Annotated in this window: 9 protein-coding genes and 3 pseudogenes; 9 read left to right on the forward strand and 3 right to left on the reverse strand. The window is 38.1% G+C overall.

What is annotated here, in order from left to right; translation table 11 throughout:
• Positions 1-81: 81 nt before the first annotated feature.
• Positions 82-975, forward strand: a pseudogene (locus KM885_RS14845) (PfkB family carbohydrate kinase); the annotation flags it as partial.
• A 297-nt stretch (positions 976-1,272) separates the two neighbouring features.
• Here the strand turns inward: KM885_RS14845 and KM885_RS14850 are convergent.
• Entirely contained in the window at positions 1,273-1,977 is a 705-nt protein-coding gene (locus tag KM885_RS14850) for a GntR family transcriptional regulator (RefSeq protein ID WP_216884194.1), read from the reverse strand.
• A gap of 237 nt (positions 1,978-2,214) precedes the next feature.
• On the opposite strand from KM885_RS14850, the gene KM885_RS14855 reads away from it, so the two are divergent.
• The gene (locus KM885_RS14855) at positions 2,215-4,122 is read left to right on the forward strand and encodes a beta-glucoside-specific PTS transporter subunit IIABC (protein WP_216884195.1); all 1,908 of its coding nucleotides are present in this window, start codon (positions 2,215-2,217) and stop codon (positions 4,120-4,122) included.
• Positions 4,123-4,141: 19 nt separating this feature from the next.
• The gene (bglA, locus tag KM885_RS14860; protein WP_216884196.1) at positions 4,142-5,593 is read left to right on the forward strand and encodes a 6-phospho-beta-glucosidase BglA; all 1,452 of its coding nucleotides are present in this window, start codon (positions 4,142-4,144) and stop codon (positions 5,591-5,593) included.
• 407 nt (positions 5,594-6,000) lie between these two features.
• Here the strand turns inward: bglA and KM885_RS14865 are convergent, their stop codons facing one another.
• The gene (locus KM885_RS14865; RefSeq protein ID WP_216884197.1) at positions 6,001-6,480 is read right to left on the reverse strand and encodes a GyrI-like domain-containing protein; all 480 of its coding nucleotides are present in this window, start codon (positions 6,478-6,480) and stop codon (positions 6,001-6,003) included.
• A 109-nt stretch (positions 6,481-6,589) separates the two neighbouring features.
• On the opposite strand from KM885_RS14865, the pseudogene KM885_RS14870 reads away from it, so the two are divergent.
• A pseudogene (locus KM885_RS14870) lies at positions 6,590-7,551 on the forward strand (helix-turn-helix transcriptional regulator).
• 258 nt (positions 7,552-7,809) lie between these two features.
• Here KM885_RS14870 and adhP read toward each other — a convergent pair.
• Positions 7,810-8,844, reverse strand: coding sequence for an alcohol dehydrogenase AdhP (gene adhP / locus KM885_RS14875; protein ID WP_216884198.1), 1,035 nt, complete (start codon positions 8,842-8,844; stop codon positions 7,810-7,812).
• 511 nt (positions 8,845-9,355) lie between these two features.
• On the opposite strand from adhP, the gene KM885_RS14880 reads away from it, so the two are divergent.
• The 5 genes and pseudogenes from KM885_RS14880 to sdaAB all read left to right on the forward strand — a co-directional run bounded on the left by KM885_RS14880 (position 9,356) and on the right by sdaAB (position 15,633).
• Positions 9,356-11,689, forward strand: coding sequence for a helix-turn-helix domain-containing protein (locus tag KM885_RS14880; RefSeq protein WP_204798036.1), 2,334 nt, complete (start codon positions 9,356-9,358; stop codon positions 11,687-11,689).
• 181 nt (positions 11,690-11,870) lie between these two features.
• Complete coding sequence (locus KM885_RS14885; protein ID WP_204798035.1) at positions 11,871-12,821, forward strand: MFS transporter; 951 nt, start codon at positions 11,871-11,873, stop codon at positions 12,819-12,821.
• A 10-nt stretch (positions 12,822-12,831) separates the two neighbouring features.
• The gene (locus KM885_RS14890; protein WP_204798034.1) at positions 12,832-14,013 is read left to right on the forward strand and encodes a M20 family metallopeptidase; all 1,182 of its coding nucleotides are present in this window, start codon (positions 12,832-12,834) and stop codon (positions 14,011-14,013) included.
• Positions 14,014-14,140: 127 nt separating this feature from the next.
• Positions 14,141-14,838, forward strand: a pseudogene (gene sdaAA / locus KM885_RS17985) (L-serine ammonia-lyase, iron-sulfur-dependent, subunit alpha); the annotation flags it as partial.
• A 165-nt stretch (positions 14,839-15,003) separates the two neighbouring features.
• Positions 15,004-15,633 carry an L-serine ammonia-lyase, iron-sulfur-dependent subunit beta gene (gene sdaAB, locus KM885_RS17990; RefSeq protein ID WP_244987043.1) on the forward strand — a complete coding sequence of 210 codons (630 nt, stop codon included), beginning with the start codon at positions 15,004-15,006 and terminating at the stop codon, positions 15,631-15,633.
• The last annotated feature ends 62 nt before the right edge of the window (positions 15,634-15,695 follow it).

A 15,695-nucleotide genomic window follows, 5' to 3' on the forward strand; every position in this document is an offset into this window, starting at 1 on the left:
GCCGAAAAAGTGTACAAAAATAGAGTGCCGGAAATATTGGTGTGAAAGACACACCGAGAAAAACTTGACACATACAATGTCGCAGTTTCACTTTCCAACTTTGGTCATAACGTGTATCTTGTAAGTAGAGTTCCGGATAATCCATTAGGAATAGCGGTGGAGAGACAATTGAAATCCTACGGTGTCCATACTGACTATTTGATGAAAGGTGGAGAACGGCTGGGTACCTACTACCTGGAAACGGGTGTGGGACAAAGAAGTTCACAAGTTACTTATGACAGAAAATACTCCAGTTTTTCGATGCTAAAAGCCGATGAAATCAATTGGGATGAAGTATTTTCAGGGGCTGAACTCTTCCATGTATCAGGGATTACGCCCGCGCTATCTCCCAGCTTAAAGGAAATTACCTTATTTTCACTACAAAAAGCGAAAGAACATGGGGTTCTTACGAGTTTCGATTTTAATTACCGGTCAAAACTATGGAGCCAACAGGAAGCATCCAATACGATTAAGACATTGCTTCCATATGTTGATATTTGTTCATGCGGTGAACTAGATGCTATTTATATCCTTGGCATAGATCAAGCTGACTTTATGTCAAAAGAGGAAAATTTAAAATATTATTACTCAAAAATTACTAAAATGTACCCAAACATTCGATCCATCAGTTCAACGTTTCGAAGTGTTATTTCTGCTTCAACCAATACACTGCAAGGGAACTACTACACTGAAGGGGAGTTATACCAATCAAATATTTTACATATCGATCATATCGTTGATCGTGTAGGTGGTGGAGATGCTTTTGCAGCAGGCATTTTACATGGAATCCTGGAAAATACCCCTTCTCAAGAACTTATTTCATTTGCAACTGCAGCGTCTGCCTTGAAACATACTGTACATGGTGATTGCAATGCGTTTTCAGTAGATGAGGTCGTGGCTTTTGTGAATAATGGGTCGGGGAAAATAGTTCGTTAGCCGTTTTGCATTTTTGGTGGAATGGACAGTTCAAATGAATCGACTAAATGATATAGTGCTTTTATCTCAAATATTCAACCTCATTCTGATGTGTTACGGTGAACCGTTCCATAAGTAATTGTAAAGGAAGGGGGAAGAATAAGGCACTTTTAGTAAAAGGATATAAAATGTAGTTCCCCATTCCAAGCCGCGTACTTTTCTGTTATACATGAGTACCCATAGAGTAGTCCTTTTTATAGTGCCTACTTTATAGGGTACTTTTTAACCATTTATCTGAGTTCACTAAAATTACATGAGTTAAATCCCAGTACCTAAAATATAAAATTGCGCTTGATTATAGTTGTAAGTTACCTTTGAATAATCAAATGGCGTTCCATTCGTCAAATAGAAAATACTCTCCACGGTTAGTTTGGGCTCACCACTCTTCAATTGCAAATAGCTAGCCTCTTGATCAGTTAATTTGCCAATATGCATGTACATATCAGAAAATCCAATCTTTAGACTTAGTGCATCTTCAATATACTGAAAAATGGATGACGTCACAATCTCTTTATTCAAATAGGGAACAATAGCTTTATTAAAAAAGGATTCTTCCAAACAGAGTGTACTTCCTTCAATATATCGAATACGTTTCACATAATAGATATCCTGATCCATATCGATATGTAAGTTCTGTGCGGCCATTTCTGTCGGTTTCTGAACTTCTAGCTGAAGCTGTTCAGATGTGATGTTAAATTGGTCTAAATCTTTTTGAAATCCTTGATTTGATAATAAGTTAATATAATTGTTCCTTTTTTTTCTTCTTACAAATATACCGCTTCCTCTTACCTGAAAAATGATTCCCTTTTTTTCTAATAAATCCAATGCCTTCACAATCGTGCTTTTACTCGTTTCGAATTCTTTTATTAAGGATTCGAGTACGGGCAGTTTTTCGCCATGCTGCATCTGATGTTTTTGAATATACGATTCAATTTCGACTGCTATCTGCTGATATTTCAACATACACACACCCCTTTTCAATTATAGATTCCTGCTTATTCCATTCATAGATAAAACGGATTTAATCGGTGCAGATATGGAATAAAATTTGATTTATTTGATATGTATTTAACCCCATTATACCATATTGTTTCATGTATTATATTAGAATAAATGCATAATTACATTATTATCTACTTGAAAAATTGTAACGGTACAATTATAATGTAAGTATCAAATTAATAACAAGGAGATTAAAATATGGCTGAAAAAGTAAGGGATTACAATAAGTTAGCTAGCGATATCCTTAATGCCATTGGCGGAAAGGAAAACGTTATCAGTGCTACACGTTGTGCCACCAGACTTCGTATTGTATTGAAGCATTCAAAGCCAAAAGCCAAAGAAACTGTTACTGCCATGCCGGGTGTTATTACGGTAGTGGAGAACAATGGACAGTTTCAAGTAGTTATTGGCCAGCATGTTGGAGAGGTTTATGAAGCCTTTGCAGATTTAGTTGGGGAAGGAGCAATAGACGAAGACGGTGAAAGTAAACATAAAGGAACGATATTGAACCGTGTTATTGCTACCATGTCAGCAGTATTTGCTCCTTTTGTATATATTTTAGCTGCAGCAGGTATTCTGCAAGGTTCTTTGATTTTAATTAATCTTGTTTTTCCCACCTTTGAAAATACAGGTACGTATGAAGTACTGAGTATGATGTCATGGGCACCATTTACATTTTTGCCTATTTTTATAGCGATAACAGCTGCGAAGCACTTTAAGGTTAATACGTATATTGCTGTTGCTGCAACAGCAGCGTTGGTAACACCAGAGTGGGCCGACATAGCCGGCCGGGTTGCCAGTGGAGAAACCGTTACGTTCTTAGGTATCGCATTATCCGAAACAACCTATACATCTTCTGTTTTGCCACCGTTATTTTTAGTTTGGATTTTGTCTTATGTTGAAAAGTTCTTTAATAAGAAAACACCGGAAGTAATTCGTCCTTTGTTTGTTCCGCTCTTTAGTATTTTAATAATGGTTCCGCTCGTTCTTCTAATTATTGGACCATTAACAACAGGTGGTGCGAATGCAATTGCCAATGGATATAATTATCTAGTCGACGTATTCCCAGCGCTAGCGGGTGCTATTATCGGAGGATTTTGGCAAGTAATTGTTATATTTGGGATTCATTGGGGCGTTACGCCAATGGTCCTTGCAAACTTTGAACAGTATGGCATGGATTCCTTCCAAGCGTATCAGACCATAGCTGTTGTGGCACAAGTTGGTGCTGTGTTTGGTGTTCTTCTTAAGGCCAAAAATAAAGAAACCAAAAAGATAAGTACATCTGCTGGGATAACTGGTATCTTTGGAATTACCGAACCGGCTATTTATGGTGTAACCCTTCGATTTAAGAAACCGTTTATTTTTGGGTGTATTTCAGGGGCAGTTGGTGCGATCGTAGCAAGTTTCTTCAAACCAAGTTACTTTGCGTATGCTGGCTTACCAAGCCCTATAACAATTGTCAACGCGATTGACAGCGAGTATCCAATGTCTATATGGGGTGTTTTAATCGGATCTGCCATAGCTGTTGTTTTACCAATCATCCTAGTACAAATCTTTGGTTTTGGGGAAGATACTGCAAAACAGGCAAATGAAACACTAGCAACTGGACAAGAAGAAGGGGAAGAAAGTTCAGGCAAAGATGCACTACAAAACGAAGAAGAAATTGCCTCCCCACTAACTGGAAAGTTAACAGCGCTGTCTGAAGTTCCAGACCAAGTATTTAGTTCTGGTGCAATGGGACAAGGGGTTGCAATTGAACCAGACGGGAATGAAGTATCTGCGCCGGCTGATGGCACGATTGTATTTATTGCGCCAACCAAACACGCAATTGGAGTACGTACCAATAGTGGAATTGAATTATTAATTCATGTTGGTTTAGAGACCGTAGAACTTAATGGCGAACCATTTACTGTACATGTAGAGGATGGCCAGCGTGTTCATCAAGGAGATAAACTAATCACATTTGACAAAGAGATGATAAGAGAAAAAGGGCTTGCAGCAATTACTCCTATTATCATTACAAATATGACGCAATATCAAGAAGTCATTGAGGAAGGTAAGGATGAAATAAAAACAGGTGACAAACTATTTAACATTGTTAAGTAAATTTTAAGGAGGACTAATGATGAGTAAATTACCGAAAGATTTCTTATGGGGCGGTGCGTTGGCTGCCCATCAATTTGAAGGCGGCTGGAACGCTGGCGGAAAAGGGCCGAGTGTTGTGGATGTACTGACAGCTGGGGCTAACGGAGTGCCTAGAAGAATTACAGATAAAGTAGAGCCAAATGAATTTTATCCAAATCATGAAGCTATTGATTTCTATCATCATTACAAAGAGGATATCGCCTTATTTGCAGAAATGGGCTTAAAATGTTTGCGTACATCTATTGGCTGGTCGCGAATTTTTCCACAAGGAGATGAAGCGGAACCGAACGAAGAAGGCCTGCAATTTTATGACAATGTATTTGATGAATTAATTAAATATGGTATTAAGCCTGTAATTACTTTGTCTCACTTTGAAATGCCATTGCACCTAGCTCGTGAATATGGAGGGTTCCGCAGCAGAAAAGTAGTTGATTATTTTGTTAAATTTGCTGAGGTTGTTTTTGATCGTTATAAAGATAAAGTGAAATATTGGATGACCTTTAATGAAATCAATAATAAAATGGACGTCCGCAATCCATTATTCCTTTGGACAAATTCGGGTGTCCTGTTAAAAGAAGGTGAAAATGCGAAAGAGGTTATGTACCAGACTGCCCATCATGAACTTGTGGCAAGTGCATTAGCTGTAGCGAAGGGGAAAGAAATTAATCCAGATTTCCAAATCGGCGCGATGGTTTCACATGTGCCAATTTATCCTTATACTTCTAATCCAGAAGATGTAATGCTTGCTGAAGAATATATGCGCGATCGTTATTTCTTCCCAGATGTGCAGGTGCGCGGATATTATCCAAGCTATGCGTTAAAAGAATTTGAACGTAAAGGCTACAATATAGTTATGGAAGAAGGAGACGATGAGATTCTCTTAAACGGAAAAGTCGATTACCTTGGTTTCAGCTATTATATGTCTACAACGGTAAGCAGTGAAGTAGACCCAGATGAATCTTCAGAAAAAACGGATGGGGGTCTGCCGCATGGCGTAAAAAATCCGTACATTAAATCCAGTGACTGGGGATGGGCAATCGATCCAACTGGGCTACGTTATACACTAAATCGTTTCTATGATCGTTATCAAATACCAATGTTTATCGTAGAAAATGGCTTTGGAGCAGTAGATACGATCGAAGAAGATGGTTCGATACATGATGAAGCACGAATTAATTATCTTCGCTCTCATATCGAAGCTTTAAAAACGGCTATAAATTATGATGGAGTAGACTTAATGGGTTATACACCTTGGGGTATCATCGACATTGTATCCTTTACAACAGGAGAGATGAAAAAACGATACGGAATGATTTATGTAGATCGTGATAATGAAGGTAAAGGAACAATGAAACGCTCTAAAAAGGACTCATTTGACTGGTACAAAAAGGTAATCCAGACAAATGGAGAAGATGTAAATTACGAAAGATAAATAATATAAGAAATTCCTTTTACAGCGAATGTATAAAGATCATCAGGTGTGGGAGTGGTAATATGAATGAAAGGAAAGACAGTTTCATGTATGGTTGTTTTTCGGCCTTGCATAAACCTTAGTAATAAGTAATCAATGCACAAAGTAATGGAAAACTATCGATCCGCTAAAAGACGAGCGAATCGATAGTTTTTTTAATATTGCACGTATACAATATCGAAGGAGGAATAGTATGAAGCAACTATATAAAGCAGAAGGTATTCAGTTTAAATGACAAGTTTACGGTATGAATTTACTTTCCTTGCTCAATAAGGATTTTTTTACTCAAGGGAAGAAAAGGAATGACCAAAATACAGAAAATGGCTGAATTTCCCCACTTGCACATTCACTTACTGTAATACTCCTTTTTATTTTCTCACAATAGGAATCCACATTTCACCAAACACTAAGCCGTTTCGCTGCCCCATTTCAACCGTTGCATTTGGCCCACCAACATAGGCAAAATTCTTTGCTTCTGGTAAGACTTGACCAAAGGCAATGCCAGTAAGCTTATTACTCAACTCTTCAGAAGTCTTTTCTTCTCCTTTAACAACTAGGTATTCTCCCTTAGGAAACTGGATAACCCTGGTTGCTTCTGGTATTGATGCTTCTGTCATAACGCCAGCATAATGCATCATCTTGTTATTCACCGCTTCGTTCACAGCAAATATGTAGTCATTTGTGGCAATGGATTTTAAAGTGTCAAGGGTTCCATCTTGGCCGATGGTCTGCCAAAAGTCTGCCTTTTCTTTATTTATGCCAGCAAAGTCTGTGTAATTGCTTTTAAGCTCAATTCCAATACCCAAAACGGTAAAGCTGTCTTTATCTTCTATAATATAATCTGCCATATTCAAAACCTTCCTTTTAAAATATTAATCAAATGATTTATCTTTTCACTTGATGAGTTTATAATAGTACTAAATCATGTCAAAAAATGATACTGTTTAGGAGACCCCAATGAAAAAAGTTGAACGAATTAATACAATCATGCGGTATATTAACAACCGCGCTCACTTTACAATTTCTGAAATCATGCGAGAATTTAACATCTCTCGCTCCACAGCTATCAGAGATATCAGAGAAATTGAAGCCATGGGGATGCCACTTGTCGCTGAAGTAGGAAGGGATGGGGGTTATTTTGTCATGAATAACTCTGTCCTGCCCGCTGTTCGCTTTACTGATAATGAGATTAAAGCTCTTTTTATTGCCTTTATGGCCACAAGAAATCAACAACTTCCTTATCTAAAAAGTCGTCAGTCTTTAGCCGAAAAATTACTAGGCCTTATCTCGGAAAACCAGCAAGATGACCTTGTTCTTCTAAATAAAATTTTGCTTTTTGAAGGGACCAACCCCAATAATCCCGACCTACTTGATCTATCAGACCTACCCCATCCTATGTTAGAAAAACTCATTCAAACCCTTATTTTGGATAGATATTTATTGATTACCATCAAAGAAGAGAAGGTAAAAAAGTCTTATCCAATCTATCTTTTACACCTTTATCATGAAAAAGGTATTTGGTTGATTGAAGGATTTGACTTAAAGGATGAAAAAAGGCGGATTTTCCCTGTCGATAATCTCACTAATGTCAAACCATATACTACGAAAAAAAGATTAAGTAGGAAAAAGTTTTTAGAAAAGCTAAGAAGGCAGGAAGAAGTATTTAACCTTGTCCTTGAACTTGGTCCAAAGGCAATTGCTCAGTTCAAAAAATACCATCCTTTAAAGATTTCAATTTCCTATACGAATCCCTACCAAACCACAGCCATTCTAAAGACTTTTATCAATGTCCATAATCCCGAAGAATTGACCGAAATAACCAATTGGCTACTTTTCCTAGGTGGGGATATCAAGGTCAGGAAGTGCCAAAAGAAGTCTTAGAAGGTTTACAAGGGAGATTATGCTTATTCTGCCCATAATCATTTCAAGTTAAAACCCAAATAACTTTGAGCTTCGAAAATAATGGACAAGGAAAATGAATGATGGGAAGATTACAATTTTTAGTCGAACCTTCACGGAATAATTTTAAAAAAGAGGCGGCACAAGTCTATGACTAGTGGCCAGCCTCTTTCTTTCCTATTAAACTTCTATATATGTCTGACTGAAAATCTCGGTCAATTCCGTTTCAGAGATTTTCTAAGAGAGAATCGCACAGCAACCGTTTGAAATAGCACTTATTAGCAATTACACTTGTGCTGTTTAAAATCGATAACCATACGACCTTGAATCTTACCTTGTCCCATTTCTTCAAATATATCCTGGACTTCATGTAAGCAACGTGTTTGCACAATTGGTACGACCTTACCTTCCGCACCGAATTGGAAGGCTTCTTCTAAATCTTTGCGGGTACCGACTAATGAACCTACTACTTCAATCCCGTCAAGTACTAGTCGCGGAATATTCAAATCCATCGTTTCTGATGGTAAACCTACTGCGATTACCTTACCACAAGCACGTACTGCATTGACTGCTGAGTTAAATGCTACTTTAGAAACTGCTGTTACAACTGCGGCATATGCTCCACCGACTTGTTCTTGAATAATCTTATCTGCATCGCCTTGAGTGATAGAGTTGATTGTCATATCTGCACCAATTTCTTGGGCTAGTGCTAACTTATCATCATTAATATCTACTGCGATAACTTTGGCATTAAATACATGTTTAGCATATTGGATAGCAAGATTTCCTAGTCCACCACAACCATAAATGACAATCCATTGACCAGGTTTAACACCAGAAACCTTAATGGCTTTATAAGTAGTAACCCCGGCGCATGTAATACTAGTAGCTTGTGCTGAATCTAGTCCATCTGGAACTTTTACTGCGTAATCAGCAGTAACAATACATTGCTCAGCCATTCCTCCATCAATACTATATCCAGCATTCTTTACATTACGACAAAATGTCTCTCTGCCTGTTGTACAATACTCACATCTGCCACAGGCTTGGAACATCCATGCAACACTTACTCTATCACCAACCTTTAAGCTAGTAACGTCGTCAGCCACTTTAGAAACTATACCTACACCTTCATGGCCTAAAGTACGGCCTTCCACATTACCAAAATCACCAGCTGCTACATGTAGATCCGTATGACATACACCGCAATATTCTATATCTACTAATGCTTCACCTGAATTCAATGGCCGTAGTTCCCTTTCAACAACTTCAATGTTTGCTTTACTTTTTGGATTAACAACTACCGCTTTCATAGGTGATCTCTCCTTCAGTGTTAGAAATATCTTAAAAATTCGTACACAACTATTGTCCTTCAGGTATGTTTGATTTTCACACCTTCATTACAGGTTCATCATAACATGGAGTTATGGCGATTGGATTGTGAAACGTTGAACAAAGTGTGAATTTTTATTTAAGAGTTTTCAAGGGTTTTAAAATTAAAAGATTACTACCGTTCGAGTTATTTGGAAGCGGATAAGAAAGGTTAATCAGTACAATGTGGCTATAGGGTAAAACAAACTAATTACATAACGAATAGAAAATTTCTGTAACACGAGAAGTAAATCATATGCTAACATACAGGTTGTTCGATCAAATAGTTTTAATCTATAATCTAGAAAGTAGTTGAAATTGGAATCGGAGTATCCTTATCCTGGGAAATGTATACCAGGGGAATGGGGAAAAGGGTAAAAACATCCTTAAGTAAAAAGCTGCGTAAATGAGATACAACTACTTTGTTTAATCAATTTTCTGGGGTGAATAATTATGTCTGGATCAGTAATAGAAGAATCTTATCATATTAGTTTGCAAAATATTCGCCACCGCTCACAGCATATTAATTTAGAAATTGAAATACTTCTTGTTATTAGAGGGGAAATTGAGGTTATTGTCAATCAAAATTCCTATCATTTGGCCGAAAATGATCTTCTGCTCATTAATGCTAATCATGTCCATACTATTAAGGGGATTAAAGACAATGTAGTCTTATTGTTGCAAATACCTCTAAGTTCTATCGAGCAGTATTATCAAGGGATTCATGAATGTTATTTCGACTGCTGTTCGACCAAGGAGGATAATGGGTTATATTTTCTATATGATCAAATCCGTCAACTCTTAGCGGAAATTCTGATTGCGTATTATCAAAAACAGGATGGAAGTGAACTTGAAATTAATAGCAAGATTTATAAGTTAGTTACGCTTTTAATTCGGAATTTTAAAACGACTTATCTTGGCAAGAATCAGTTTTTGGGAATGAAGGATGGCAGAATTAGGGATATTCTTACTTTTATTGAAAAAAATTATCGTAAGCCGATATCATTGGAGGAAGTCGCTAAACAGCAATATTTATCTCTTCACTATTTATCGCGCTATTTTAAGCAGGAGGTTGGCGTTAGCTTTTCACAATATGTTAAACAAGTTCGTTTGAAATCAGCTGTTCAGGAGCTTTTATACACTGACTATAATATTATGCAAGTTGCGTTTAATAATGGTTTTCCCAATGCGAAGGCGTTTAACAAGGCTTTTAAAGAAGTGTACCAACAAACACCTGCTGAATATCGCGGTCTTCACAAGAAGGAACCTGCCGATGTCGATGAATTACATCATTTAAGTGATGAATATACATTGTTGAAGTCTCCTAGTTTTTTAATAGAAATAAGTAAGTACATCCCACCAAATGAAAAAGAATTGACTTTAATGGAATCGGCTGTTTCAGAGGTACATATCGACATGCCACAAGAACCTATTTTTGTTCGGGAAAAAGCTCACCAATTACTAGTGATTGGCCAGCTTGAATATGCTTTACATGAAGAAGTCCAAGAAGAATTACAGCTTATTCAAGAGCTGCTTCAATTTGAATATGTTTATTTCACGAACCTATTTTCCCCCACTTTCAAGACTACAACTCCGCTATTGCAAACAGGGGGAAAGTTTTATCAGATTAGTGCATTATTCAGCCGGTTTCACAAGCTTGGCTTAGTGCCTTTCATCCGTGTTGAGTTTGAAAAGGAAGTCAAAAGTAGCTCTAATTATATCAAGTTGTTAGAGGAATTCTTACAACACAGTGTTCGTTATTTTGGCAGCGACTTTGTAGGAAAGTGGCAGTTTGAATTGGCTTTCACGGAGTGGGGTGGAAAATCAAGTACATTTTATCAGGATTTTTATCAAACTGTAAAAAAATGGGCTTCAGCCGCAAAAGTTGGCCTTCATGTGCCGTTTTCTTTACAAACAGGAATAACAGCCTCTGTTACCACCTTTTTGAAGCAATTCTCTAATGAGTGTGAACTAATCTGTTTCATCTGTAACCCGAATGAACAAGTAGACTTTACGGATATGAATAATAGTACCTTTGAAAGTGTAAAAGATTTGTTAACGAAATCATGTATCAATTTGAAGGAAAAATTGCAAGCTGTGGGATTGGCAGACAGACCCATTTACTTGACAAACTGGAATACACTTTATGGAAATACGGTGAATTTAAGTGGAAGCTTCTTTCGTTCATCCCTTATTTTTAAAGATATGTTTGATGTAACCAAGGAAATTTTCGGATTGGGATTTTGGGTTGATACCCATTCATTAGAAAAAAGTAATCAAGAGTATGAACATATTGCCATGAATGGGATTGCTCTACTTTATTATTATCAATTAAAACGTCCAGCTTTTTTCAACATTCAATTGATGGCAAAAATGAACAGCCAGATTTTAGCGGAAGGAGAGGGCTTTGTCCTGACCAAGGGAGAACAAGGGTACCAATTGGCTATTTATAACACTTCCTACGTCAATCCTTCCTACTCGGTGGAGAATCTCTTTTTACGCTCTTTAACAAAAGAGAATAGATTTGTGATTTCAGGGATGCCTCCTGGTCATTATCAAATTCGAAGGTATATTCTGGATCGGAATAATGGTGCATTTTATATGAATTGGCTCAATTTCCAACGGGGAGATATCAATGATCGTGAAATCATTACGTTCCTGAAGCATCGCACCTATCCTGAATTACAAATCTATGAGGAGACTATTGATTCGGATCTATATTTACAATCAACCCTGACATTAAATGCTTTTCATCTTTTTGAAATTAAGCCATTAGTTAAAAAATAGCAGTCCTTTTTTGTCCTCCATTAAAGTGAATATAAAAATGATGACAAATAAAGGGGACATTTTGGATAATAGTTGGAAAGCCTTTTACAGCCGTATTGTTTAAGATAATGGTAGAAAGCGTTTTCATAAAACCATGTTACAGGAAGGGGACTTTATATGTCTGTTCCTCAAGAAGTATTAAATGAAAGAAAAGCCAAACTTAATTACATTGTTTTCATTTGCATTTAGTTTTGGTGCGAGTTTACTGGTGTTTGTGCTGATTCGCTTCTTAGCAGGTATAGGACATGCAGGGTACCCGCCAAGCTGTTCGAAAGGGATTGCGGTCAATTTCACGAAAGAAAAACGGACTTTTATTCAATCACTCATTTTGTCAACGAACGGGATTGGCGGCATCTTAGCGTTTGTTGTTGGAGCACGGTTAATTGATATAAATTGGCAGTATGGTTATTATGCATTGGGTGCGTTTTTTGCTATCTCCTTGCTTTTGGTCATCTTTTTTGTTCCAAAGGACATTCCGGTAGAGAAAGTGAATGTTGCATCCAAAAAAATTAGCTTTAAATCGGTAATTTCCAATCGAAATGTGATTATTTTATTTATCGCCATGATGATTGCCAATATTGCCTTCTATGGAAACATGTCTTGGATGCCATCTTTCTTAAAGGTGAAATTTTCACTATCTATTAGTACAGTTGGAACCATCCTAGCGGTGAATGCTATTGGGGGAGCACTAGCATCCTTATTTGCCGGTGTATTATTAACAAAGTTTAATGGGAAGGAAAAATTACTCTTAATCGTTTGTTCTATTCTATCATCTGTATTATTTTTAGGATTGGTAATTTCAGATTCCTTAGCACTATCCATCGTATTTTTATATGTATTGACTTTTTTACTAACAACGATATTTGTAGGTATTTTTTCTTGGCCACATAAGATTTTGCCAGAAAAAGTAATTGGTTCATCAATTGGGATCGTCAACACTGGAGGAACGCTTGGAGGTTTTATTGCTCCAATCTCATTTGGGGCTTTAATTTCTTTAGCAGGTGGATCATTTTCCATCGTATTTATCAGCTTGGCAATAGCCATTGTTGTGTGTGGTCTCATTACCCTTACCGTTAAAACAGAAAATAATTAGGAGGAGAAAAATGTTAAATCAACTTTTGCAAAAAATAGATGAGAAAAAAGAGAGAATGATAGAAATTCGGAGATACCTTCATCAACATCCTGAATTATCTTTTAAGGAGGAAAAGACAGCTCAATATATTGCTGATTTTTATAAAGATAAAGATGTAAAAATACGAACCAACGTTGGAGGACATGGTGTAGTTGTAACAATCGAAGGCGGTCTCCCGGGAAAAACCGTTGCCTTAAGAGCCGACTTTGACGGATTGCCAATAACGGAAGAGGCGGATGTCCCTTTTAAGTCACAAAACCCTGGTGTGATGCATGCATGCGGGCATGATGGTCATACTGCTTATCTATTAATTTTAGCCGAAGCACTAATAGAATTGAAAGATCAATTAAAAGGAAATGTTGTTATTCTTCACCAACCTGCGGAAGAAACCCCTCCTGGTGGTGCAATTGCTATGATTGAAGACGGGTGTTTGGAAGGTGTAGATAATGTTTTCGGCATTCATCTCATGTCCCTATCGAATACAGGAGAGGTCCACTATCGTGCCGGAGAAATGCAGGCTGGACGTTCGTATTTCAAAGTGAAAATCCAAGGAAAAGGCGGACATGGTTCGATGCCACATACAAGTAACGACAGTATTGTCGCTGCAAGTCATTTCGTTGTCGCGGCCCAGACGATTATCAGCCGCCGAATTAATCCTTTTGATATGGCAACAGTAACCATAGGCTCATTTGATGGGAAAGGATCGTTCAATATTATTAAAGATAGTGTCGAACTTGAAGGAGATGTTCGGACGATGTCCAGTGAAGTTCGTGCTACAGTGGAAACAGAATTTAAGCGAATTTTAGCTGGGCTTGCCCAAGAATTTGATATTACTTATGATTTGACCTATTCACATGATTATCCAGTTTTGGTGAATGATGCGGAAATGACGGAATTGGTTTCCGATGCGATTAATAAAGCTGAAATTCCTGAAATTAAAGCAGTTATCGAAACGCCACCTGCATCTGGATCAGAGGATTTTTCATACTATTTACAAAAGGTTCCAGGGAGTTTCTTTTATGTTGGGGCAAAACCAGCGGATGGCCCGGTTTATCCCCATCATCATCCTAAATTTACCATTAATGAGGATAGCCTGGTTATTGCGGCAAAGGCAATGGCAGCCGTTGTAGTAGAATATTTCGGACAAGAGTAAACAAGGGGACGGTTCCTATGCTTGTGGCATGGGAACCGTCCTTTAAAGGAGAGATCACATGTCTTTTTCAAGTTTAAAGGAGATAATTGAACTTGCAGAGCAAGGAAAAACAACCATTTCGGAATTGATGATTAAATCAGAGGTGGAACAGAAAGGTTATTCAAGGGAGATTATCATCGAGAAAATGTCGGAACAATTCACGGTAATGGAAGAAGCTGTCCGCAAAGGGACAACGAGCCCTGTTACATCCCGAACCGGTTTAACGGGCGGGGATGGACACCGTCTTTATCAATATGCTGAAAAAGGGAATTCCTTTGTTAATTCCAAGACGTTACATGCTGCAGCGAATGCCCTTAGTGTATCTGAAGTAAATGCTGCAATGGGGCGAATTGTTGCAACGCCAACAGCGGGGTCAGCGGGGATTTTACCTGCTGTACTAGTACACGCCATGATAGCGGAAAATTTACTCGTGAAGAGATTGTACAGTCCATGTTCACTGCCTCTGCCCTCGGATTAGTAATTGCGAATAGGGCATCCATATCAGGTGCTGCAGGTGGATGCCAGGCTGAAGTCGGTTCAGCAACCGCAATGGCAGCAGGTACATTGGTTGAGCTTGCCGGTGGAACACCACAGCAGGTAGGAAATGCTGTCGGAATTGCTTTAAAAAATTCCCTGGGATTAGTTTGTGATCCGGTTGCCGGGCTGGTGGAAATACCTTGCATCATTCGAAATGGTTTACATGCAATTACCGCGCAAGCTGCAGCTGATATGGCCTTAGCTGGGGTAGCAAGCATTATTCCTCCAGATGAAGTGATCCATGTGATGCATGAAGTAGGACAGCAAATGCCCGAATGGTTGAGAGAAACTGGGGAAGGTGGTCTTGCCGCAACTCCGACAGGGAAAAAATTAAAAGAAAGCATTTTGGGGGAAAAAACTAGTAGTAGTGAGCCTGCAAAATACCAAAGTGCGTATGAGATCATCGGCCCAGTAATGGTTGGACCTTCAAGTTCACATACAGCTGGTGCCGTCCGAATCGGGAACATTGCCCGTCAGCTATTAAATGAAAACCCGATATATGTAAAGTTTTCACTGATGGGGTCCTTTGCTAAGACCTATCAAGGACATGGAACAGACTTAGCTCTACTAGCAGGTGTTCTGGGGTTAACTACAATGGATGACGGTATTCCAAATGCCAAAATGATTGCTGAGGAAGATGGTTTACAATACGAATTTACGAAACGGGTCCTTGGAAGCTATCACCCTAATACCGTCCTCGTAGAATTAACTGGTTCTTCACGTACTGTAAAGGTATTAGCTAGTTCATTAGGTGGCGGTAAAGTGGAAGTTCAGGAATTAGAGGGTTATCCTTTAAAATTTTCTGGAGAACGACCAACACTTGTGATCCGTCATACCGACCGAAAAGGGGTTATTTCAGAGTTATCGGGGCTTCTTTATCAAAGAGGTTTTAATATTGCACGCATGGCTAATGAACGTTCAAAAATTAATGGTCCTGCGATAACAATATGTGAAATCGACAATAAAATCGAAGACTCTGTCTTAGCATTATTAAAAAGGGATATTCCGATTATTGATGAAATTGTCTTAGTTGAAACTAAATAGTTACTAAGTAAGTTGATCTTACCTTAATAAATTATGGATGCATAGTGAAACTCGCTTCTGTC

Origin of the sequence: Oceanobacillus caeni (genome assembly GCF_019037185.1) — a bacterium.
Classification (GTDB): Bacteria; Bacillota; Bacilli; order Bacillales; family Amphibacillaceae; genus Oceanobacillus; species Oceanobacillus caeni.